Annotated in this window: 21 protein-coding genes and 1 tRNA gene; 14 read left to right on the top strand and 8 right to left on the bottom strand. The window is 61.6% G+C overall.

From position 1 onward, the window contains the following. Window positions 1-87 precede the first annotated feature (87 nt). Both creD and EAO39_RS05045 read left to right on the top strand, forming a co-directional pair. A complete protein-coding gene (creD, locus tag EAO39_RS05050) occupies window positions 88-1545 on the top strand; it encodes a cell envelope integrity protein CreD (protein WP_120966446.1) in 1458 nt (485 codons plus the stop codon). Beyond that, window positions 1542-1826, top strand: a complete 285-nt coding sequence (locus tag EAO39_RS05045) for a hypothetical protein (RefSeq protein WP_120966445.1) — start codon at window positions 1542-1544, stop codon at window positions 1824-1826. Before creD ends, EAO39_RS05045 begins: the two co-directional genes overlap by 4 nt. A gap of 57 nt (window positions 1827-1883) precedes the next feature. On the opposite strand, the gene mutY is transcribed toward EAO39_RS05045, so the two are convergent. The 3 genes from mutY to mutM form a co-directional block, all read right to left on the bottom strand. Next, window positions 1884-2957: an A/G-specific adenine glycosylase gene (gene mutY, locus EAO39_RS05040; RefSeq protein ID WP_120966444.1), complete on the bottom strand. Its 1074-nt coding sequence runs from the start codon at window positions 2955-2957 to the stop codon at window positions 1884-1886. Between the two features lie 4 nt (window positions 2958-2961). Continuing rightward, the gene (locus tag EAO39_RS05035; protein ID WP_120966443.1) at window positions 2962-4941 is read right to left on the bottom strand and encodes a dynamin family protein; all 1980 of its coding nucleotides are present in this window, start codon (window positions 4939-4941) and stop codon (window positions 2962-2964) included. A gap of 292 nt (window positions 4942-5233) precedes the next feature. Beyond that, window positions 5234-6061, bottom strand: coding sequence for a bifunctional DNA-formamidopyrimidine glycosylase/DNA-(apurinic or apyrimidinic site) lyase (gene mutM, locus EAO39_RS05030; RefSeq protein ID WP_120966442.1), 828 nt, complete (start codon window positions 6059-6061; stop codon window positions 5234-5236). Window positions 6062-6144: 83 nt separating this feature from the next. Between mutM and EAO39_RS05025 the strand changes: the two genes are divergently transcribed. The 7 genes from EAO39_RS05025 (at window position 6145) to pth (ending at window position 12019) form a co-directional block, all read left to right on the top strand. Beyond that, window positions 6145-7896: a tetratricopeptide repeat protein gene (locus EAO39_RS05025; RefSeq protein WP_120966441.1), complete on the top strand. Its 1752-nt coding sequence runs from the start codon at window positions 6145-6147 to the stop codon at window positions 7894-7896. Then, window positions 7893-8429 carry a lipoprotein insertase outer membrane protein LolB gene (locus tag EAO39_RS05020; RefSeq protein WP_120966440.1) on the top strand — a complete coding sequence of 179 codons (537 nt, stop codon included), beginning with the start codon at window positions 7893-7895 and terminating at the stop codon, window positions 8427-8429. The genes EAO39_RS05025 and EAO39_RS05020 overlap by 4 nt, the downstream gene beginning before the upstream one ends. 76 nt (window positions 8430-8505) lie before the next feature. Beyond that, window positions 8506-9369 carry a 4-(cytidine 5'-diphospho)-2-C-methyl-D-erythritol kinase gene (ispE, locus tag EAO39_RS05015; RefSeq protein WP_120966439.1) on the top strand — a complete coding sequence of 288 codons (864 nt, stop codon included), beginning with the start codon at window positions 8506-8508 and terminating at the stop codon, window positions 9367-9369. Between the two features lie 30 nt (window positions 9370-9399). Beyond that, window positions 9400-9476, top strand: a tRNA-Gln gene (locus EAO39_RS05010). A 45-nt stretch (window positions 9477-9521) separates the two neighbouring features. Further along, window positions 9522-10481 carry a ribose-phosphate pyrophosphokinase gene (locus EAO39_RS05005; RefSeq protein ID WP_120966438.1) on the top strand — a complete coding sequence of 320 codons (960 nt, stop codon included), beginning with the start codon at window positions 9522-9524 and terminating at the stop codon, window positions 10479-10481. 154 nt (window positions 10482-10635) lie between these two features. Next, window positions 10636-11259 carry a 50S ribosomal protein L25/general stress protein Ctc gene (locus EAO39_RS05000; RefSeq protein ID WP_120966437.1) on the top strand — a complete coding sequence of 208 codons (624 nt, stop codon included), beginning with the start codon at window positions 10636-10638 and terminating at the stop codon, window positions 11257-11259. A gap of 130 nt (window positions 11260-11389) precedes the next feature. Beyond that, complete coding sequence (gene pth / locus EAO39_RS04995) at window positions 11390-12019, top strand: aminoacyl-tRNA hydrolase (protein ID WP_120966436.1); 630 nt, start codon at window positions 11390-11392, stop codon at window positions 12017-12019. A gap of 83 nt (window positions 12020-12102) precedes the next feature. Here the strand turns inward: pth and EAO39_RS04990 are convergent, their stop codons facing one another. Then, on the bottom strand, window positions 12103-12360 hold the full coding sequence (locus EAO39_RS04990; protein WP_120966435.1) for a YfhL family 4Fe-4S dicluster ferredoxin: 258 nt from the start codon (window positions 12358-12360) through the stop codon (window positions 12103-12105). 313 nt (window positions 12361-12673) lie between these two features. Between EAO39_RS04990 and EAO39_RS04985 the strand changes: the two genes are divergently transcribed. The 5 genes from EAO39_RS04985 (at window position 12674) to EAO39_RS04965 (ending at window position 18072) form a co-directional block, all read left to right on the top strand. Beyond that, window positions 12674-13636, top strand: coding sequence for an ABC transporter permease (locus EAO39_RS04985; protein ID WP_120966434.1), 963 nt, complete (start codon window positions 12674-12676; stop codon window positions 13634-13636). Further along, window positions 13633-14538 carry an ABC transporter permease gene (locus EAO39_RS04980; protein WP_120966433.1) on the top strand — a complete coding sequence of 302 codons (906 nt, stop codon included), beginning with the start codon at window positions 13633-13635 and terminating at the stop codon, window positions 14536-14538. Before EAO39_RS04985 ends, EAO39_RS04980 begins: the two co-directional genes overlap by 4 nt. A gap of 18 nt (window positions 14539-14556) precedes the next feature. Then, the gene (locus EAO39_RS04975; RefSeq protein ID WP_120966432.1) at window positions 14557-15591 is read left to right on the top strand and encodes an ABC transporter ATP-binding protein; all 1035 of its coding nucleotides are present in this window, start codon (window positions 14557-14559) and stop codon (window positions 15589-15591) included. Further along, window positions 15588-16427 (top strand): ATP-binding cassette domain-containing protein, encoded by an 840-nt coding sequence (locus EAO39_RS04970; RefSeq protein ID WP_120966431.1) that lies wholly within the window; start codon window positions 15588-15590, stop codon window positions 16425-16427. The genes EAO39_RS04975 and EAO39_RS04970 overlap by 4 nt, the downstream gene beginning before the upstream one ends. A 157-nt stretch (window positions 16428-16584) precedes the next feature. Then, window positions 16585-18072 (top strand): ABC transporter substrate-binding protein, encoded by a 1488-nt coding sequence (locus tag EAO39_RS04965; protein WP_120966430.1) that lies wholly within the window; start codon window positions 16585-16587, stop codon window positions 18070-18072. An 88-nt stretch (window positions 18073-18160) separates the two neighbouring features. On the opposite strand, the gene EAO39_RS04960 is transcribed toward EAO39_RS04965, so the two are convergent. The 4 genes from EAO39_RS04960 to folE form a co-directional block, all read right to left on the bottom strand. After that, on the bottom strand, window positions 18161-18808 hold the full coding sequence (locus EAO39_RS04960) for a LysE family translocator (protein WP_120966429.1): 648 nt from the start codon (window positions 18806-18808) through the stop codon (window positions 18161-18163). A 73-nt stretch (window positions 18809-18881) separates the two neighbouring features. After that, window positions 18882-19736, bottom strand: a complete 855-nt coding sequence (locus EAO39_RS04955) for a DUF429 domain-containing protein (protein ID WP_120966428.1) — start codon at window positions 19734-19736, stop codon at window positions 18882-18884. A 4-nt stretch (window positions 19737-19740) separates the two neighbouring features. After that, entirely contained in the window at window positions 19741-20631 is an 891-nt protein-coding gene (locus tag EAO39_RS04950) for a DMT family transporter (RefSeq protein WP_120970700.1), read from the bottom strand. A 100-nt stretch (window positions 20632-20731) separates the two neighbouring features. Then, on the bottom strand, window positions 20732-21454 hold the full coding sequence (gene folE / locus EAO39_RS04945) for a GTP cyclohydrolase I (RefSeq protein WP_120970698.1): 723 nt from the start codon (window positions 21452-21454) through the stop codon (window positions 20732-20734). Between the last annotated feature and the right edge of the window lie 10 nt (window positions 21455-21464).

Below are 21464 nucleotides of genomic sequence, written 5' to 3'. Positions count from 1 at the left end.
GCCCACTTCACACAGACTTCACACACTTCTTACCCGGCTCACAGACGCCTTGGAAACTGCTCCCGAAATCATCCACCGGGAGCTTTGATGAAGAACCGTTTGCTGCTCAAGACAGCTTCTTTGCTGATAGTGCTGGCCCTGCTCATGGCAGGCCTTTCCATGATCCAGGATGTGGTTCAAGACCGCATCCGCAACCGGGACTATGCTGTCCAGAGCGTGGTGGCCAGCCTGGCGGGATCACAAACTCTTATTGGTCCTGCGCTGGTGCAGAACTGCACCGAAACCACCAGCACCAGCAACGGGAAAAAAGTGGAATACACCACACGCGAATTCCAGCGCCTGCTGCTGCCAGACGATCTGCGCCACGATGCCAGCGCCCATATGGAAGAGCGCTCGCGCGGGCTGCATCATGTGAACGCCTATGTACTGCATGACCAGGTCAGCGCCAGCTTCAGCAATGCCGCTCAGTATCTGGAAACACCCAAGCCCAGCGAGCCCCATGCCGTCGTGCGCTGCCAGGAAGTCAATCTGGCCTTCGCACTTTCCGATCCGCGCGGCATCCGCAGCGCCAGCATAGAAGCCAATGGCAAGGATTTGTCGGTGGAGTCGGGCACCCCGCTGAACCGCTATAGCAAAGGCATTCAGGCGGAGGTGATGCCGGCCATCCTCAAGAAAGGCGAACCGCTCAATGTGAACATGAAGCTGCAACTGGTGGGCACGGAGAATCTGGCTTTCACCCCCATTGCCACCGAAAGCAAGGTCACGCTCACTGCCGACTGGCCTCACCCCTCGTTTGGCGGCAGTTTCTTGCCCACTCGCCGTGAAATCACGGACAGCGGCTTTACCGCCAGCTGGGAACTGTCCTCGCTAGCGTCTTCCGCACGCCAGGCGTTCACCCGCCAGCAAAATCTCTGCAGCGGAAGCTACCGCAGCGAGGGCATGACCTACACCTCAGCCGAAGCAGCCCGTGACAACAGCGGGCCCTGTCTTGAATCCATGAGCACGGAGTTTGTGAACCCCGTCAACGTCTACTCCCTCAGCGAGCGTGCCACCAAATACGGTGTTTTGTTTGTGGTGCTGACCTTTGTCGCCGTGGGTCTGTTCGAGGTCATGAAGCAGCTGCGCGTTCACGCCGTGCAGTACCTGCTGGTGGGCTCTGCGCTGTGCAGCTTCTTCCTGCTGCTGATCAGCCTGTCCGAACACCTGGGCTTTGCCACCTCCTATGTGATTGCCGCCAGCGCCTGCGTGGCACTGCTGGCGTTCTACGCCAGCCATATTCTGGGCAGCGTCAAACGCGGACTGCCGTTTGCGCTGGCCATCTCCACGCTCTACGCTTTGTTGTATGTGCTGCTGCAGCTGGAGCAGACCGCGCTGGTCGTAGGATCGATTGCTCTGTTTGCCGTGCTGGCTCTGGTCATGATCTTTACCCGCCACGTGGACTGGTATGCCTTCGGCCGCAATGGTTCAGACAACGCTGCACCAACCCGCGCACCGAGTAAAAGCCAGACCACCGAGCAGGACTACACACCCGAGGAGCTGGCATGAGCACCCCATCGCTGCAAACAGCCCATGTTCAGGCCGTGCTGACCGTCTCTGCCCAGCACCTGCTCGACCCTGACAGCCAGCAAAGCATTGCCCAATACCTGCAGCTTTGGCAGGCGGCTCAGGCCAGCGGCAACCGCGAGGCCCAACAAAGCATCAGGCAGCAAGTGGTCAGTGCCGGCCGGCAGATACAAGCCAGGCGCTGCAGCCCTCAGGCCCGGGCACTTTGGCTGGCGCTGCTGCAGCTGAGGTGCTCCATGGTCATGCCCCGCATGCGTTTCTAGCAGCTGCAGAAAAGAAAAAGGTGACGCGTGCGTCACCTTTTTTTGAAAACTCAAAGCTCAAAGCGGCTGAATTTCAGCATCCAGCAGCTTGCGTATCGGCGCCGGCAAGCCCAGATCGGCCCAGGCGGCAGCATCGGCCCAACACGCATCGTTGACTTCAGAAACCATAGCCGTATGCGCTTTATTCATGGGCACCAACACCGGATGCAGATGCAAATCCTTGTGGGTGAGCACATGCAAAAAAGCAGGCATCTCATGCCAGTCCTGGCTCTCTCTGGCCGGCCAGTTCAGATGCACCGAGCGCTGCAGCGCTTCAAAGCTGTCAAACACCGGCGTGCTGTATAAACCCGCCCAGATGCCGGACTGCGGACGCTTTTGCAGCCAGACGCGCTGATCCTGATCCATGGCAATCAGCAACCACCAGGATTCCGAGGAGCGCTTGACCTTGCGTGTGCGCACCGGATAGCTCTCGGGGTTGCCTGCACGCCCCGCCCTGCATTCGGAATGCAGCGGACAGACCAGGCAGCCGGGCTTGCGCGGAATGCAGATGCTGGCCCCCAGATCCATCATGCCCTGGGTGTAGCGCGGCATGGACTGCTGCAGATCGCTGGTGGGGCAAAGCTGCTGTGCATGCTCCCAGAGCAGGCGCTCATTCTTGGCCTGTGCCAGATCGCCATCGAATGCCAGCACCCGCGTGAGTACGCGCCGCACATTGGCATCCAGAATCGGCACCCGCTGCGAAAAACAGAAAGACGCAATCGCACCTGCGGTGGAGCGACCGATTCCGGGCAAGCTGACCAGCTCTTCGGCGGTTTGCGGAAACGCCCCGCCCCATTGATCCACCACGGTCTGAGCGCATTTGTGCAGATTGCGGGCGCGGCTGTAATAGCCCAGACCGCTCCACAGCGCCAGCACCGCATCCTGGGGGGCAGCAGCCAGACTGGCTACATCCGGGAAGGCGTCCAGAAAGCGCTGGTAGTAGCCCAGCACGGTGCTGACCTGGGTCTGTTGCAACATGATTTCAGACAGCCAGACACGGTAAGGATCACGGGTTTGCTGCCAGGGCAGGTGGTTGCGGCCATGGGAGGCCTGCCACTGCACCACGGCCGTGGCAATGGAGGGGAGAGTCAAGATTTCAAGCTACCAGGGAAATGTCCGGCACGGTCGCCTGCGCCGGTACATGCTCTTCATCGAGCGGAGACAGCAAGCTGACCGAAGCCTTGGCCAGTTGCGCTTGCAGAACATCAAGCCTGGATTCTGCCGCTTCTATCTCACCTATGCGCTCCTCCAGACCCGTGGCCGCATGCTGTATGCGGTCTATGGCCTCCAGCCTGCGCGAAAAACTGCGCTTGCGTTCACGCAGCTGCGCGTCCAGTGGCGCCGTCACGGACTTGCTCCACAAATCCACATCGTTGGCAGCCGACTCGAACACGGTGCGCAAGCGCATGGCCAGGGCCTTGATCAGGCGCTGGGAAAAAGCGCTGCTGCTGAGCTTGAGCGCGTTGCCAAAGCCCAGGTATTGGGTGTAGCTGGACTCGATGTTGCGCAAATCATCGGTGAATTCCGCCAGCAGCATGGGAGGCGGGCTCTGCAGCGAAAAGCCGAACTCGGCGTTCAGCTCCTTGAAAGTGGCACTGAGCATGGACTGCACATCGGCCGCCTGCTTGTGCGCCTGGTCAGAGACGGCATGCAGGCGCTCAAAGGTTTCGGTGTAGATCTTGCGAGCACCGAGCTTGAAGCCGCGCTGGTCCAGCGCATCCTTGAGCTCGCCCAGCTCCTTTTGCAGCGTGCCCGAACTCAACAGCTGAAACAAGTCCTTGAGCATGCGCATCTGCACCGTGCGCAAGGCGTGAATCTTGGCCGCGCTGCTGTCGAACTCCCGCTGCTCGTTTTCGATACGGCCACGCATGCTGGCAATCACTGTGGCGTTCTTGCCGCGCAAATTGCGCAGCTCGGCCCCCTGATCGTCCAGATCGCCGCGACGGATGTTGATGACGCGCTCCACCTCGGTACGCAGTTGCTGCACATTCGCCGCCACGGCTGCCTGCAACACCTTCTGGCGCTGGCCCATGATGCCGCTGGCCAGCAGTTGTTCGAATGCGGACAGACCGCTGGCCTGCAGCAAAGCTGCGTTGTCGCCCACCTTGGCAACCAGGCCCTTCTGGGCAGACACGGGCAGCACGCGCTCCAACGGCACGCCCAGCATCCGGGCGGATTCCTCGCACTGACGGCGCACCTGTGCCTGCACCTGCGAGCCCGTGCTCAGGCTGTCCCACAGGGTATCGACCTTGTTGAGTACCACCAGGCGCGACTCCACCAGGGCCTCACCACCGGCGGGCAGCACATGCTCGCGCCAGATGGCCAGATCGGATTTGGTGACACCCGTATCCGCTCCCAGCACAAAGACCACGGCATGGGCCTGGGGGATGAGATTGACGGTCAGCTCGGGCTCGGCACCCACGGCATTCAGGCCCGGGGTATCCAGAATCACCAGCCCCTGGCGCAGCAGGGGATGGGGCATGTTGATCAGCGCATGGCGCCACATGGGAACTTCCACCCAGCCCTCGGCATCCTGCAAGGGGTTGTCGTCGGCATCTTCGTCATGCCAGAAGCCCCAGGCCCGCGCCTGCGCCACAGAGGCCTTGCGCACCTCGGCCACCTTGGACAGCGTGTCGGCAATCTGCTCGGCATTGGCCACATCCAGCGGGTACTCCACCCAGGCATCGGTGCGCATGCGCCACTGGGCCAGGCTTTCCATGGATTCGCGGGTATCGATGGGCAACAGCCGCAGCGAAGGTCTGGCGTCCGACTCCCAGCCCAGCTCCGCCGGGCACATGGTGGTGCGACCTGCGCTGGCGGGCATGAGGCGGCGACCGTAATGGGCGAAGAAGATGGCGTTGATGAGCTCGGACTTGCCGCGCGAGAACTCGGCTACAAAGGCGACCATGAGCTTGTCGCTGCGCACCTGGGCCTCCAGGCGCTGCAGACGCTGCTGCACGGCAAAATCCAGCAGGTCTTGCCCCGACAGCCATTCACGCAGAGCATTCAACTGCTGGGCAAAACCTCTGCGCCAGATGCCGTATTGGTCAAACTGCTCGTTGAATGAAGATTCCACGTTATCCCCCGCTCTCAGGCTTTATTTATCAGGGACTGCGTGCATCCCGGAGACGGGCACAGTCGCACCCTCTTTGCACAAAATATAGCATCGCCACAAGGGCGCGCCTCAAGGCGGCGAACCCGGCTTTGGCGCATGTGCGCCACAGGCGACGGATAGGCAGCGTTTTGTGACTTTCGTCTGACACTCATCAATTGAGAGCGCATACCGCTCTATCGGCATAGATTATTGATGATATTTCTATCAAAACCATTGCTGATACAGCGCAGACTGCTTCTGTTTTGATAGTTCTTCAGGCTTTCTGGCAACGCGCGCAGTAAAACGTGCTGCGCTGACCCTGGCGCAGTAACTGAATGGGAGATCCACACTTCGTACATGGCAGGCCGTCGCGGCCATAAACCTTGGCCTGTAGCTGAAAATGCCCTTCCATGCCGTTGGCAGCAGAAAAATCGCGCAGCGTGGTTCCGCCTTGCTCAACCGCCTGAGCCAGCACCACGCGAATGGCTTCATGCAGTGCGCGCAGCTTGCGCGGCCCCACTTCACGCGCCGGCATGGTGGGTGCAATGCCGGCGATGAACAGCACCTCGGACGCATAGATATTGCCCACCCCCACCACCACGCTGCCGCTGAGCAGCAGCTGCTTGATGGGCGTGCGTCTGGCGGACAGCCCCTCGCGAAAAGCCTCGAAGGTAAAGCTGGCTTCCAGCGGCTCCATGCCCAGGTGGTCCAGCAACTTGCGCGCCAACGCATCTTGCTGGCTGGGCACATAGACCACGGCGCCAAAGCGGCGCGGATCATGCAGCCGCAGCAAACCCCGCGTGGTCTGCAAATCAAAGTGATCATGCTTGCCCGCCTCGCCCAGGGCCGCTTCCTCCAGACCCGCAAAGCGCAAGCTGCCCGACATGCCCAGATGAACCAGCAACAGCCCCTCGCTCAAATCCAGCAGCAGATATTTGCCGCGGCGGCGAACGGCCAGCACTTGCCGCCCCCCGAGCGCATCGGCCTCCATGCCCAGCGGCCAGCGCAAAGGCTTGCCCATGGTGGCCGACACGATGCGCGCGCCCGCGATACGATCCGCAAAAGAGCGGCGTGTGACCTCGACTTCGGGCAACTCAGGCATGCAGAGCGATCTTTGAACTATGTGGTATTGGCTTCGATTATTATGGGTTGATGGTTCATCCTCTTCGCTTTCAGGGACTCGCCATGGCCGCCGTTTTGGCCATGGGCACGGCAATTTCAACCGCCCAGGCGGCAGATGCGCCCATCAAGGAACCCGCGCCGGCCGCAGAATCTGCCGAGCAGGCGGCGGAGCGCGAACTCGATCGCGCCGCACTCAATGCCGAGTTGTTCTATGAAATTTTGGTGGGCGAGATGGCCGCCAGCCAGGGTGCTCTGGGCGATGCCCAGGCCTTGATGATGGAAGCGGCGCGCACCAGCGGCAGCGAACAGCTTTACCGCCGCGCCACCGAGCTGGCGGTGCAATCTCGCTCCGGCGACCGCGCCCTGCGCAATGCCCGCGCCTGGCTGGACGCCTACCCCGACTCCCGCCGCGCCAATCGCACCGTGCTGCAGCTGCTGGTGGCCATGAACCGCATCGCAGACTCCACCAGCTATCTGCGCCGCGAAGTCGAAGCCACCCCCGACGAAGCCAAACCAGCCACTTTTCTGAGCATCACCCAGCTCTATAACAACGCCAGCGACAAACCGCTGGCGGCCGACGTGGTGGAGCAGGCGCTAGACGCGGAGCTCAAGGACAAGAAAAACGGCCCCATGGCCTGGGCCACTATAGGTCATATGCGACTGCTTGCAGGCCAGAAGGCCGCTGCGCTGCAAGCGGTGGACAACGCCCAGCAACTGGACCCCGACACCGGAGCCATCGCTCTTTTGTCCATGGAACTGCTGGAGTCAGGCTCTGCAGAAGTCGAACCTATCATCAAGCGCTATCTGCAAAAAAGCCCCTCGCCCCAGATACGCATGGGTTATGCCCGTGTATTGCTGGGCCAAAAGCGCATCGATGATGCCAAGACCCAGTTGATGGCCATCACCCAGGAGAGCCCCGATTTCGCCGAGGCCTGGGCTGTTCTGGCCAATCTGCAGCTGCGCGCCGACGAGCTGGGTGCGGCCCAAACCTCCATCGAGCGCTTCGGCGCCCTGCTGCCCCAGCTGCCGCAGGGTGTGAGCCGCAACGCAGGCCAGTCTCAGTACTACCTGCTGCAGGCCAATCTGGCCGAGAAGCAAAAACGCTACGCCGATGCCGATGCCTATCTCACACGCATCCCTGATGCTGCCAATTTGCTCAGCGTACAGGCGCACCGGGCCGAGCTGATGGCCAAACAGGGCAAGATTCAGCAGGCCCGCGCCCTGATACGGGCCGTGCCCGCCACCGGCCCCAATCAGCAACGCCTCAAAACCATGGCCGAGGTGCAATTGCTGCGCGACGCCGACCAGAACAGCGAAGCCTACGCTTTGCAGCTGACACTGCACAAGCAGTCTCCCGACGATGCCGAACTGGCCTACGACACAGCCATGCTGGCCGAGCGAGCAGGCAAGTTCGACGAAATGGAAAAACTGCTGCGTGATCTGATGGTGCGCAAGCCCGATTTTCTGCATGCCTACAACGCTCTGGGCTACTCGTTTGCCGAGCGCAATATCCGCCTTGACGAAGCCCAGGCGCTGATCCAGAAAGCACTGAACATGCAGCCTGATGATCCCTTCGTCACCGACAGCCTGGCCTGGGTCAAGTACCGCAAGGGCGATCTGAACGGGGCAGAAAGCCTGCTGGAAAAAGCCTATGCCAAGCGCCCGGATGTAGAGATCTCCGCCCACCTGGGTGAGGTGCTGTGGCAAAACGGCAAGCGCGAGCGGGCAATGCAGGTCTGGCGACAGGGTCTCAAGCTTGATGCAGAGAACACCGTGCTGCTAGAGACCTTCAAGCGCCTGAACGTCACACCATGAAGCAGCTCCCCCCACACCTGAGCCGCTGGACGCGGCGCAGCGCCTTGCCCGCGCTGGCCATCGCAGCTGCCTTGCTTGCCGGCTGCGCCCAGCCTGCGCGCCAGCTAGGTGCAGATGCGCTCGCCGCCTCGGGACACTGGTCCGGACGCATGGCTTTGCAGGTACAGGACGCACAAAACCAGTCGTTCAGCGCAGCATTCGAGCTGCAAGGCCGGCCCGATCAAGGAACCTTGCTGATCTACAACCCGCTGGGCTCCATCAGCGCCCGCCTGAGCTGGACGCCACAACAAGCCACGCTGCAACAAGGCGAGCGCATCGCCAACTCCGAATCGCTGCCTGCATTGATTGCCCAGTTGACCGGCAGCGAAATCCCCGTCGCTGCCCTGTTTGACTGGCTGCAAGGCAAGAGCACCGCAGTGCCGGGCTGGCAGGTGGATCTTTCCAGAATCAGCGATGGCCGCCTGCGCGCGGACCGCAGCAGCCCCCCGCCCGAGGCATCGCTGCGCATCGTTCTCGACCAGGACGCAAAGTAAGCAACACGGCGCCACCCGCGCCACGGCTTTGCGCTCCTGCTATCGTTGCGCCAGTTTTTGCCTCACTGTTTCCACCATGCTCTCGCTCTATGACGTGCCGGCGCCGGCCAAGCTCAATCTGTTCCTGCACATCACGGGCAGGCGCGCCGACGGTTATCACCTGCTCGAATCCGTTTTCATGTTGATCGACTGGCATGACGTGCTGCATTTCGAGCGCACGGCCAGCCACCAGATCAGCCGCGAAGACCTCTCGGGCATGGCGCTACCTGAGGACGATCTGATCACCCGCGCGGCCCGCGCGCTGCAGCAAGCCACCGGCTGCACCCAGGGCGCGCATATCGGCATTCACAAAAACCTGCCGGCTCAGGCGGGCATGGGCGGCGGCTCCTCGGATGCAGCCACCACGCTGCTGGCGCTGAATCGCCTGTGGGGCCTGGGCCTGTCGCGCCAGGAGCTGCAGAAAATCGGTCTGACGCTGGGAGCGGACGTCCCGTTTTTCCTCTGCGGCCATACGGCCTGGGTCAGCGGCATTGGCGAAATCATCACCCCTCTTGCCGGCGCGCAGGCTCTGCCCGAGCAACAGTTCATCGTGGTCAAACCGGAGCAAGGTTTGGAGACCGGAAAAATTTTTAGCAGTGATTTGCTGAAACGCGACTCCAAGCCTGCTACAATTGCGGTCTTCGCTGCAAGGCACTTTGGTTTTGGCCGAAACGACTTGCAGCCTGTTGCTGAAGGTTTGCAGCCTGAGATGAAGAAAGTCAGAAACTGGCTTGAATCCTTCAAACTGCATGCTACAATGACGGGCTCAGGTAGTGCAGTATTTGCGCCGCTGACGCAGGCTATAGATTTGAATAGTGCACCAAGCACATGGCAAATCAAAGTTTGCAAAAATCTGGCAATTCATCCGCTTCACGGTTGGGTTTCAGATAAAAAGTTATAAGGCTGTTTGTTTTCAACAAATAGCCTGTGTAGGGGAGTCGCCAAGTTGGTTAAGGCACCGGATTTTGATTCCGGCATGCGAAGGTTCGAATCCTTCTTCCCCTGCCAAACATCTTCTTGCGTCAAGGCAACCCGTAGCACTGGGACGCTCAAATGCATTCACATCACTCTGATTTCATGGTCTTCACTGGCAATGCCAATCCAGGCATGGCCCAAGAGATCGTAAAGCACCTAGGCACCACCTTGGGCGCTGCCGACGTTGGCCGTTTCTCCGATGGAGAAGTCACTGTCGAAATTAAGCAAAACGTTCGCGCTCGCGACGTGTTCGTGGTGCAATCCACTTGCGCACCGACCAACGACAACCTGATGGAGTTGTTGGTCATGGTTGATGCCCTCAAGCGCGCATCGGCCGAGCGTATCTGCGCCGTGATCCCTTATTTCGGTTATGCCCGTCAAGACCGTCGCCCTCGCTCCACCCGCGTGCCAATCACCGCCAAGGTGGTGGCCAACATGCTGCAAGCTGTGGGCGTGGAACGTGTGCTGACCATGGATTTGCACGCCGACCAGATTCAAGGTTTCTTCGACATTCCCGTGGACAACATCTACGCAACCCCCGTGTTGCTGGGTGACCTGCGCCAGAAGAACTACGAAGACCTGATCGTTGTCTCCCCCGACGTTGGCGGTGTGGTGCGTGCGCGCGCCCTGGCCAAGGAACTGGGTTGCGATCTGGCAATCATCGACAAGCGTCGCCCCAAGGCCAATGTGTCTGAAGTCATGCATGTGATCGGCGATATCGACGGCCGCAACTGCGTGATCATGGACGACATGATCGACACGGCCGGTACGCTGGTCAAGGCAGCCGAAGTGCTCAAGCAGCGCGGCGCCAAGAACGTGTATGCCTACTGCTCGCACCCCATCTTCTCGGGCCCGGCCCTGGAACGTATCGGCAGCGGCTCGGCTTTGGACGAAGTGGTTGTGACCAACACCATTCCTCTGACCGCCGCAGCACAGCAGTGCAGCAAGATCCGCCAGCTGTCCGTAGCACCGCTGTTCGCCGAGACAATTCACCGTATTTCCACGGGTGATTCGGTAAGCAGCCTGTTTACCGCTTAAAATCTCGGGTTTTCCGGCCCTGAGCCATGCAAACCTCCTTCGGGAGGTTTGACTGTTTCGGGCCATCGCAAGAGTCAACGGCCTTTTAGCAAGGTACAGATTCTTTTATCAAATGGGCGAGACTGGTCGCGGTCCGCCCCACTAGGAGTTAGTTATGCAATTTGTCGCTTTTGAGCGCGCTAAGCAAGGTACGGGTGCGAGCCGCCGTCTGCGTCATTCGGGCAAGACCCCTGGCATCGTTTACGGTGCTGGCGAAGCCCAACTGATCGAAATCGACCACAACGCTCTGTGGCACGCCCTGCACAAGGAAGCTTTCCACTCCAGCGTTCTGGACATGGAAGTGAACGGCCAAGTGTCCAAGGTTGTGCTGCGCGACGTGCAGTTTCACCCCTTCAAGAAGCTGGTGCAACACGTTGACTTCCAACGCGTGGACGCAACCACCAAGCTGCACATGAACGTGCCTCTGCACTTCGAAGGCGCAGACGTGTCCCCCGCTGTCAAGGCTGAAAACTGCACCATCACTCACCTGATGCACGAAGTGCAAGTGATCTGCGAACCCGCAGTCCTGCCCGAGTTCATCACTGTGGACCTGAGCGCCCTGACTTCCAAGTCCGTGCTGGGTCTGCAAGGTCTGAAGCTGCCTAACGGCGTGAAGGCTGTGGTGCGCGGTTCCAACAAGAACCCCGCCCTGATCTCCATCAAGTTGCCCGAAGTGGCTCCTGCTGAAGGCGCAGCACCTGCTCCTGCAGCCGCTCCTGCCAAGAAGGGCAAGAAGTAATTCTTGTGACTTCGGTACAGTGCCCAGGCGCTGTACCCATGAAAAAGGCCCACCTCGCGTGGGCCTTTTTCATGGCTGATCACAAGACCTGCGCTGTCTGCCATGCCTCTGCAACGGAGATAATTGCCCCATGATCAAACTGTTTGTCGGCCTTGGCAATCCTGGCCCTGAATACGAAGACACACGCCACAACGCCGGCTTCTGGTGGGTTGACGCACTGGCCCGCGAACTCAAGGTCACGCTGGTGCCCGAGCGCAGCTACTGGGGCTTGATGGCTCGCACCACGGTCAACGGCCAGACCGTCTGGCTGCTACAGCCTCAGACCTTCATGAACCTCTCGGGCAAATCCGTGGGCGCATTGGCACGTTTCTTCAAAATCCAGCCAGAGGAAATCCTGGTCGTGCACGACGAACTGGATTTCGAACCCGGCCAGGTCAAGCTCAAGCGCGGCGGCAGCCACGGCGGCCACAACGGCCTGCGCGACATCCATGCCCAACTGGGCTCTGCCGACTACTGGCGGTTGCGCGTGGGCATTGGCCACCCCGGCCACAAAGGCGAAGTCGCCAACTGGGTGCTGAAAAAGCCCTCCCCCGATCAAATGAAGCTGATTGAGGACAGCATTGCCCATTCGCTCAAAGCCTGGCCCGAACTGGTGGCTGGGCAGATGGACAAGGCCACGCTTGCCATCCACACCACCAAGGCTCCACGCCCCAAGCCACCGCGTCAGCCCGCGCCCGAAGCGGAACAGCCCAAGGCTTGAGGCCATAAAAAAAACGCAGACGCTACCAATTCAGTAGCTATCTGCGCTTTTATATTCTGGGTTACAGCCCTGAAACAGCTTGATTAAGCGCTCTTGGTCTGCTGCAGCAGCTCGTACTTCTTGAGCAGGACCTCGCGGCTTTCCACGAATTCGGGATTCACGGGAATACAGGCTACGGGGCAGATCTGCACACATTGGGGCTCGTCAAAATGGCCCACACACTCCGTGCACTTGGACGGAGTGATCTCGTAGAACTGCTCGCCCATGTAAATGGCGTCGTTCGGGCACTCAGGCTCGCACACATCACAGTTGATGCATTCATCCGTAATCATCAATGCCATGTGAACTCCTTGTCTCTCCCAAAACAACCCGCGCTGCGGCGGGCAACAACGGCTTGCCTGTCCCGATTATCCCGTGCCGCATAAGACTTGGTGGGCTCGCGGTCAAAGTCCTGGCGCCGCTTGCTTGCACTCCATGCCTGGGCAATTGCTGCGGTCTGAGCCGCATGCAGCCTGCACGGCTTCACAATTGCCGCTATGCTGCGCGAAAAATGGCGGAAAACGCCCATCCCTTCTGCGCCCGCCAAGCCCTGCCCACCATGAATCACCGCGACTCCGCCGCCTGCGCTTCTACCGCAGGCGCATGTCACCCGCTATGAGCGTGTTCTTTCTCAAGCGCCTGTTGACGCTGGCCATCACCTTGCTGGGCGCCTCCGTGGTCGTCTTTGCCGTGCTGGAAATCCTGCCCGGCAATGCAGCCCAAACATTGATGGGCCCCGACGCATCGCCCGAAGCCGTGCAGGCCATGGCCGAACAGCTGGGACTGGATCAAAGCGCCTGGGCGCGCTACAGCCAATGGATAGCCGGCCTGTTCCATGGCGATATGGGGACCAGCTATGCCTATGGCTCACCGGTATCCGAGCTGGTGCTGGAGCGCCTTGCCATCACCGTGCCGCTGGCGGTTCTGTCCATGCTCATCACCACGGTGCTGGCACTGGCCGCTGGCGTCTATGCGGCCTCACGCCACAGGCGCTGGGGCGATGTGGGCGTGATGGGCCTGGCCCAGATCGGCATTGCCATTCCCAATTTCTGGTTCGCCATCCTGCTGATCCTGCTGTTTTCAGTGAAGCTGCAATGGTTTTCTGCCGGCGGCTTTCCGGGCTGGACCGAGGAAGCCGGTGGCGGCTTCTGGACCGCGCTGCAGGCCCTGCTGCTGCCGGCCATCTCTTTAGCCGTGGTCCAGGCCGCCATCCTGGCGCGCATCACGCGCTCTGCCGTGCTTGAGGCGCTGGGCGAGGACTTTGTACGCACGGCCCGCGCCAAAGGCCTGTCGCGCACCGCCGCCCTGTGGGGACATGTGCTGCGCAACGCCATGATTCCCGTCATCACCGTGATGGGCCTGCAGTTTGCCAATCTGCTGGCCGGCACCATCGTGGTGGAAAACGTGTTCTACCTGCCTGGCCTCGGGCGACTGATCTTTCAGTCCATTGCCAACCGCGATGTCATCGTGGTGCGCAACTGCGTGCTGCTACTGGCGGCCATGGTGGTGCTTATCAATTTTGTGGTCGATATGCTTTATGCCGTCATCGATCCGCGCATCAAGGCCAGCGATATATGAGCGCACGCCCTGAATCGACCCGCCCCCCTCAGCCCTATCCCACGCGCGCCTTCAGCCGCACACGGCCTCAAAGCTTTGTGCAGCGCGCTCTGCGCCACCGCAGCTTTGTGCTGGGAGCCTTGCTGACCACCTTGTTGATTGCCGCCGCCCTGCTGTCTTTTGGCTGGACTCCGGGTTCGGCCTACGAGGTAGACATGGATGCCGCCCTGCAAGGCGCCAGCAGCCAGCACTGGCTGGGCACGGACGTCTTGGGGCGCGACGTGGCCTCGCAAATTCTCGTCGGCGCACGCGCCTCCATTGCCGTGGGCCTGATTGCCGTGAGCATAGGTCTGGCGCTGGGTCTGATTCTGGGGCTGATTGCCGCCGCCCGCCGCGGCTGGATCGAAGAAATCATCATGCGCCTGGCCGACTTCACCTTTGCCTTCCCGGCCTTGCTTTCGGCCATCATGCTGACGGCCGTATTTGGCGCGGGCATGGTCAACGCCATCATCGCCATCGGCATCTTCAACATCCCCACTTTTGCGCGCATCAGCCGGGCCTCGGCCAATGCTGTCTGGGCCCGCGACTATGTGATGGCAGCCCGCGCCTGCGGCAAAAGCCGCTGGGCCATTACCGTGCAGCATGTGCTGCCCAATATCGCCTCGGTGCTGGTGGTACAGGCCACGATCCAGTTCGCACTGGCCATCCTGGCGGAGGCTGCCTTGTCCTATCTGGGCCTGGGCACCCAGCCACCCCAGCCCTCCTGGGGTCGCATGCTCAGCGAAGCACAGACGCTGATGTTCCAGGCGCCGCTGCTGGCCGTGTGGCCCGGCGTGGCGATTGCGCTGTCGGTGCTGGGCCTCAACCTTTTGGGCGACGGCCTGCGCGATCTGCTGGACCCCCGGCTGGCGCGCGAACGCTGATGGCAAGGAAAGCGATACATGTCTTTGCTTGAAGTCACCAACCTCACCATCAATCTGCAAACCCATCGCGGCCGTGCGCAAGCCGTGCGCGATGTGAGCTTTTCGCTGGAACGCGGCGCCACTCTGGGCCTGATCGGCGAATCGGGCTGCGGCAAATCGCTGACAGCCCTGGCCCTCATGGGCCTGCTGCCACAGCATGCCCAGGTGGATGGCAGCATCTTGCTGGACGGCATGGAGTTGCTGGAGCAAAGCGAGAAACAACTCTGCGCGCTGCGCGGCAACCGCATGGCCATGGTGTTTCAGGAACCCATGTCGGCCCTGAACCCCGTGCACAGCATAGGCCGCCAGGTGGCCGAGCCGCTGCGCCTGCATTTGCGACTGAGTCGTGCCCAGGCCCGCAGCCGCGCCATCGAGCTGCTGGAGCGGGTGGGCATTGCCCAGGCGGCCCGGCGCATTGATGATTACCCGCACCAGTTCTCCGGCGGCCAGCGCCAGCGCATCACCATTGCCATGGCCCTGGCCTGCGGCCCCGATCTGCTGATTGCAGACGAACCCACCACGGCGCTGGACGTGACGGTGCAACAGCACATTCTGGATTTGCTGCAGTCTCTGGTGGCCGAGCACGCCATGGCCCTGGTACTGATCTCCCACGATCTGGGAGTGATTGCGCAAAACGTGGAGCAGTTGCTGGTCATGTATGGCGGCACGGTGGTGGAGTCGGGCATGACCGAGGCCGTGTTTGCCTCTCGCGCCCACCCCTACACACGCGGCCTGTTTGCGGCCCGTCCGCAGCTGCATCTGGCAGCGCAGCGCCAGCCCCTGCCCACGATTGCCGGCACGGTTCCCGAGTTGGTCGACCTGCCCCTGGGCTGCCCGTTTGCCGGGCGCTGCAGCTTTACCGTCCAGCACTGCTTTGTGGAGCGCCCTCCCGCGCACACCCTGCAAACGCCCGGTACCGCAGCCCCTGTCTCGCTGTCTTGCTGGCGCCAGCCCCATGTGGTGCATTGCCTGCGCAAGGAAGCCATAGAGCCGACGACAGGGACGGTCGCATGATGCCTTCAGAAGATATCAAAACAGGAGCTGAAAGCGCTTGCCTGCTAAAGGTGACAGGGCTGCATCGCTCTTACTCCATGGCCAGAAGCTCGTTGTGGCGCAAACCCGAGCCGCTGCAGGCCTTGCGCGGCGTGAGCTTCACGCTCAAGGCCGGCCAGAGCCTGGGCGTGGTGGGCGAATCGGGCTCGGGCAAATCCACGCTGGCCCGGCTGGTCATGGCCCTCGATACGCCGACGGCCGGCACGGTGCAGCTCAAAGGGCGCGATTTGCACCGGCTGAGCAGCCGCGAGCTGCGCAGCGCACGCCGCGATTTTCAGATGGTGTTTCAAGACCCTTACGCGTCGCTGGACCCGCGCATGACGGTGGAGCGCATTGTGGCCGAGCCCTTGTGCACGCTGGAGCAGCCACCTGCCCGGGAGGCACAGCGCAGCCAGGTGCAGACCGTGCTGAGCCAGGTCGGCCTGCGCGCCCAGGATGCGGACAAGTACCCGCATGAATTTTCCGGCGGCCAGCGCCAGCGCATTGCCATTGCACGGGCGCTGATCACCCGGCCCCAGCTCATCGTGGCCGACGAGCCCGTCAGCGCGCTGGATGTGTCGGTACAGGCCCAGGTGCTCAATCTCATGCAGCAGCTGCAGCGCGAGCTAGGCCTGTCCTATCTCTTCATCAGCCACGATCTGGCCGTGGTGCAACATGTGTGCGACGAAGTCATCGTGCTCTACCAGGGCCAGATTGTGGAGCGCGGCACGCCGCAAAAGTTGTTCTCCGCCCCCGAACACCCCTATACCCAGGCCCTGGTCAAAGCCGCGCCCCGCCTGCCGGCGCAGTATCTTTAAGGCCTTGCCGACACTACCCGTAACGCATATAAATCCGCGACCACCGGGCATGGCGGCACACCTGGTGTAAAAACGCTGTTGAAGCACGGCAGCATTGCGCTGCCTGCTACGTTCTTTGGGGCACTCCTCTGCCCCAACCCCTTCGGAGACTTTGTCGATGCTCAACCGCCGCACCTTGCTGGTCAGCTCTGCTGCCGGCTTGCCCCTGCTGTCGTCCTGGCCTGCACTGGCCCAGGCCAAGAAAAACAGCGTCACCCTGGCCATGACACTGGAGCCGCCAGGACTGGACCCCACGGCAGGCGCCGCCTCCTCGATTGCCGAGGTGGTGCACTACAACATCTTCGAGACGCTGACCAAGATCAACTCCGACGGCAGCGTCTCGCCCCTGCTGGCCGAGAGCTGGGAAGTCTCCTCCGACCTCAAGACCTACACTTTTCGCCTGCGCAAGGACGTGAAGTTCCAGAACGGCGAGCCCTTCAATGCCGCCACGGTGAAGTTCTCGTTCGAGCGTGCGGCCGCCGACAAAAGCACCAACAAGGACAAGCGCACTTTTGCCGACTTGCGCTGCCGGGTCGCGGACGAGCACACCATCGTCATCACCAACCAGGACATAGACCCCGATTTTCTCTTCGTGCTGGGTCAGGCCACCTCCATCATCGTGGAGCCCAAGAGCGCCGCCACCAATGCCACCAAGCCCGTGGGCACCGGCCCCTATACGCTGGCCGCCTGGGCCAGAGGTGCTTCGGTCACGCTGACGGCCTGGAAGGATTACCGCGCCGCACAAGGCATACGCATACAACGCGCCGTCTTCCGCTTCATCCCGGACTCCGCCGCGCAGGTAGCGGCCCTCCTGGCAGGCGATGTGGACGCCTTCCCCCGCGTCACGCCGCGCAGCGTGCCCCAGTTCAAACACAACCCGCGTTTCCAGGTGGTGGTGAGCAACTCGCGCGCCAAAACCATTGTGGCCATCAACAACGCTCGCAAGCCCTTGAACGATGTTCGCGTGCGCCGCGCCATCGCCTCGGCCATAGACCGCAAGGCCGTGATCGCCGGTGCGGCCGATGGCTATGGCGTGCCTATTGGCAGCTACTACGTGCCCACGGCCTTTGGCTATGTGGACACCACGGGCGTCAACCCCTTTGATGTGGAACTGGCCAAGGCGCTGCTGGCCGAAGCCGGAGTCAAGACCCCCTTGACCCTCAATATGACGCTGCCGCCCACGCCTTACGCACGCCAGGGCGGCGAGCTGATTGCGGCCCAGTTGGCCAAGATAGGCATCCAGGTCAAGCTGCAGAACGTGGAATGGGCGCAGTGGTTGTCCGGCACCTACGGCAACAAGAACTACGACCTCACGCTGATCTCGCATGTGGAGCCTTTTGATCTGGGCAATTTTGCCAAGCCCGACTATTACTGGGGCTACCGCTCGCCCGAGTTCAACGACTTGTTCGAAAAGATCAAGAACGTCTCGCGCCCCGCCGACCGCGCCCGCCTGCTAGGCGATGCCCAGCGCCTGCTGGCCAAGGACGCGGCCCACGCCTTTCTCTACACCCCGCAATGGGTGACGGTGGCCGACAAAAAGCTGCGCGGCCTGTGGAAGGACATGCCGGTGTTTGTGAACGATCTCTCGTCTTTGTCCTGGGGATGACTTAAAACTCCCCCTGTGGCGCTGCGCGCTATGGGAGGGAGACGACAGCCTCGCTGCGGGGCGGCGCCAGTTTTTATGGCTCTCGTCTCTAGCGCTGAACCATCGCCAGTTTCAGCGCCAGCGCACCGAAGACGGTGGCGGCGATGCGGTTGAGCCAGCGCTGGGCACGGGCGGAGCGCTGCAGAATCTGACCGAACAGACCCGAGAAGCAGGCGATGGAACCAAATACCAGCCAGGCCGATGCCATGAAGACACAGCCCAGCACTATGATCTGCACAGGCACGCTGCCCCGCATAGGATCCGCAAATTGGGGTAGAAAGGCCAGAAAGAAGATGAGAACCTTGGGATTGGTCAGGTTCATGACCAGGCCACGGCCAACCCAGCCCAGTGCAGATTGCAGCGTCAGCACATCGCGCTGTACCTGTGCCTGCGCGGTTTCGCTGATCTCCACCGGCGCACGCCATGCTCCCCAGGCCATATAGAGCAGATAGGCCGCACCGCAAACCTTGAGCACGGTGAACAGCATGGGCGACGCCGCCACAATCGCTGCGAGCCCCAGGGCCACCGCTGCGGTGTGGCCCACAACGCCCAGGCACAGACCCAGCACCACGCACAGGCCCACGCGCCAGCCGCGCTGAGCGGACTGCAGCAGCACAAAAAGATTGTCCGGCCCGGGGCTCAAACCCAGCAGCACGGCCACGCCAAAAAAAGCGATCAAAGTTTCCCAAGCGGGCATGAAGCGTCTCTCTTCTTACGACTACCAAAACAATAGCTGCAACCGCATATAAAACATGGGCTATAGCCTGTTTTTATGCAAAATTTGGCAAATCTGCCATCACGATGGCGCCTTCCAGCCCATCCATGGCGGTGGACAGGCCATAGCGCGCATCGCCGCCCGCATGGCGCTGTGCGGCCCAGGCGGCTTGCAACATGCAGAGCACGGCATCCAGGGCATCGCCTTTGGCGTCTTGCAACAGGCTCTGGCGCTGATCGGCACCCAACTTCAGGCTGAGGCCGGTGGCCGTAGCTCCCGATTCCAGCGCGGCCAGCAATTGCAGCCGCACCGCATGGCGGGCCTCGTCCTGCTTGGCCGCCACATCGCTTTTATAGCTGCGCCGCCCGATGATGGAGCGCGCCAGCAGGCCTGGATAGGCTTCAAGCGCCACGCGCGGTGCGCCAGCCTGATGCGCTTGCAGGCCCGGAAAATACAGGCCGGCCGCTCGCAGACGCGGCAGGCCTGCATGCAACATATAGGCCACCGGCGGATTCACCCATTTCATGGAAGAGCTGGAGCCGGCCGGAAGATCCGTGGCCCGGTGGGCAAACTTGCCGCCCACGGGCCGGGCGGCGCAAAAGGCCTTGAACTGCTCGCGTATCTGCGCTCGGCTCAGGCCGGCGTAGAAATCCATGCAGGCAGCCCAGTCCGTGGGCCAGCCCAGCGCCTGCACCAGCTCGCGCGGCAGGCCAAAGGGCAGATCGAAGCCACCCACCCAGGTGCCATGTGCATCGCCGGTCAGCCATTCGCTCCAGCCATCCAGCGTGGCAAAGTGCAGCAGCTCATCCAGCCGCACAGATCGCTTCTCCAGACATAGCTGCCCACGCGCCACCACAATGGGCTTGCGACGAGTCGGGCTGCTGCTGAAGTCGCAGCCTAGCAGCTGCATGTCCTCAGCCCAGGCCCAGGGCCGTCACGCCCAGCGCAATCATCACAGCGCCGGCAATGCGCAGCGCCCGGTCGCCCTCGCCCAGCAGCTTGCCGCCGATCAGGGCCGCGAACAGCATGGAGACCTCGCGCGCAGGCGCCACATGCGAGATGGGTGCGCTCTGCACCGCATACAGCACCAGCACATAGGCAATGGGGCTGAAAAAAGCCACCACCGCCGCGTAACGCCATTGCACCCGCCACAGGCGGCGGGTCTCGCTCCAGTCCGTAACAGCCAGCGGCGCCAGGATGACCAGGCGAATCAGATTGCCTACATAGTCCACCAGAATCGGCGACATCAGCATCACCTTGACGGCATAGCTGTCGACCACCGTATAGGCCGCGATAAACATGCCGGTGAGCAGGCCGTAGTAAAGGCCGGAGAGCACGCGGGCCTTGGCCTCGCTGGATTCGCCCATGCGTATGGCGGCAATCATGCGCGGGCCGCCGGCAATCAGAAACACGCCCACCACCACGCCGGCAATACCGGCGGCGCCCAGGGTGGAGAGTTCCTCACCCAGGAAGGTAATTGCCACCAGCGATGAAATCAGCGGCCCGCTGCCGCGTGCCAGCGGGTAGACCACGGTGAGATCGGCCACGCGGTAGCCGCGCAGCAGCACCACAAAATAAAACACGTGCAGCACGGCGCTGGCCGTGACGAAGACCCATTCCATCCAGCCCCAGGAGGGCACCACATCCTTGCCCAGCCACCAGCCCAGCGGCAGCCAGATGAGGGCATTGAAGACCGCGGTGAACAGCGAAAAGCGGGCATCGCCCCCCGCCTTCTTGGCCACGATGTTCCAGCCCGAATGAATCAGGCCCGCCAGAATGATGAGGAAAAAAGCTTGCAGTGACATGGATGACATGGCTGCCGCAATCGAAGATGCAGGCGGCAGCTAAAAAAGCAAAAGGCCGCGCGACGCGCAGCCTTTTGAAGGAGAGGGATCAGAGCATTGCTTACTTGCGGGCCGCTATGAGAGACAGGAATTCGCGACGCAGTTCGTAATTGGTCAGGAAAGCGCCCCGCATCACGGAGTTGAGCATCTTGCTGTCCATCTCGCGCACGCCGCGCCAGGACATGCAAAAGTGCGAAGCTTCCATGACCACGGCCAGACCATCGGGACGGGTCTTGTCCATGATCAGATCGGCCAGCTGAATGATGGCCTCTTCCTGAATCTGCGGACGGCCCATGATCCAGTCCACCAGACGGGCGTACTTGGACAGGCCGATCACATTGGTGTTCTTGTTGGGCAGCACGCCCACCCAGATCTTGCCAATCACCGGGCACAGGTGATGGCTGCAGGCGCTGCGCACGGTAATCGGGCCGACAATCATCAGCTCATTGAGGTGCTCGGCATTGGGGAACTCGGTGATCGCGGGCTGCGTCACATAGCGGCCCCGGAACACTTCGTTGAGATACATCTTGGCGACGCGGCGGGCCGTGGCTCGGGTGTTGTGATCGTGGACAGTGTCGATCACCATGGAGTCAAGCACGCCCTGCATCTTCTCCTGTACCTCGTCCAGCATCTTTTCCAGCTCGCCGGGCTCGATGAATTCGGAGATGTTGTCATTGGCGTGAAAGCGCTTGTTCGCCGCCTGCAGCCGTTCGCGAATCTTGACCGAGACGGGCGTGCCCTCAGTCTGGTTGTCTGTTGTCATGTCGGCCACTTCTCTGAACATGTCAGCCATG

Origin of the sequence: Comamonas sp. lk (genome assembly GCF_900564145.1) — a bacterium.
GTDB lineage: Bacteria > Pseudomonadota > Gammaproteobacteria > Burkholderiales > Burkholderiaceae_C > Comamonas.
Note: the sequence above shows the minus strand (reverse complement) of the source record. Positions and strands in the feature narration are given on the sequence as shown.

Coding starts and splice junctions, on each gene's coding strand:
- folE (WP_120970698.1), bottom strand. CDS start 21,454: ATGTTCAGAGAAGTGGCCGACATGACAACAGACAACCAGACTGAGGGC.
- EAO39_RS05000 (WP_120966437.1), top strand. CDS start 10,636: ATGCAATTTGTCGCTTTTGAGCGCGCTAAGCAAGGTACGGGTGCGAGC.
- EAO39_RS04990 (WP_120966435.1), bottom strand. CDS start 12,360: ATGGCATTGATGATTACGGATGAATGCATCAACTGTGATGTGTGCGAG.
- mutM (WP_120966442.1), bottom strand. CDS start 6,061: ATGCCTGAGTTGCCCGAAGTCGAGGTCACACGCCGCTCTTTTGCGGAT.
- ispE (WP_120966439.1), top strand. CDS start 8,506: ATGCTCTCGCTCTATGACGTGCCGGCGCCGGCCAAGCTCAATCTGTTC.
- creD (WP_120966446.1), top strand. CDS start 88: ATGAAGAACCGTTTGCTGCTCAAGACAGCTTCTTTGCTGATAGTGCTG.
- EAO39_RS04975 (WP_120966432.1), top strand. CDS start 14,557: ATGTCTTTGCTTGAAGTCACCAACCTCACCATCAATCTGCAAACCCAT.
- EAO39_RS05045 (WP_120966445.1), top strand. CDS start 1,542: ATGAGCACCCCATCGCTGCAAACAGCCCATGTTCAGGCCGTGCTGACC.
- EAO39_RS04970 (WP_120966431.1), top strand. CDS start 15,588: ATGATGCCTTCAGAAGATATCAAAACAGGAGCTGAAAGCGCTTGCCTG.
- EAO39_RS04965 (WP_120966430.1), top strand. CDS start 16,585: ATGCTCAACCGCCGCACCTTGCTGGTCAGCTCTGCTGCCGGCTTGCCC.
- pth (WP_120966436.1), top strand. CDS start 11,390: ATGATCAAACTGTTTGTCGGCCTTGGCAATCCTGGCCCTGAATACGAA.
- EAO39_RS04985 (WP_120966434.1), top strand. CDS start 12,674: ATGAGCGTGTTCTTTCTCAAGCGCCTGTTGACGCTGGCCATCACCTTG.
- EAO39_RS05020 (WP_120966440.1), top strand. CDS start 7,893: ATGAAGCAGCTCCCCCCACACCTGAGCCGCTGGACGCGGCGCAGCGCC.
- EAO39_RS04960 (WP_120966429.1), bottom strand. CDS start 18,808: ATGCCCGCTTGGGAAACTTTGATCGCTTTTTTTGGCGTGGCCGTGCTG.
- EAO39_RS05005 (WP_120966438.1), top strand. CDS start 9,522: ATGCATTCACATCACTCTGATTTCATGGTCTTCACTGGCAATGCCAAT.
- EAO39_RS04980 (WP_120966433.1), top strand. CDS start 13,633: ATGAGCGCACGCCCTGAATCGACCCGCCCCCCTCAGCCCTATCCCACG.
- EAO39_RS04950 (WP_120970700.1), bottom strand. CDS start 20,631: ATGTCACTGCAAGCTTTTTTCCTCATCATTCTGGCGGGCCTGATTCAT.
- EAO39_RS04955 (WP_120966428.1), bottom strand. CDS start 19,736: ATGCAGCTGCTAGGCTGCGACTTCAGCAGCAGCCCGACTCGTCGCAAG.
- EAO39_RS05025 (WP_120966441.1), top strand. CDS start 6,145: ATGGCCGCCGTTTTGGCCATGGGCACGGCAATTTCAACCGCCCAGGCG.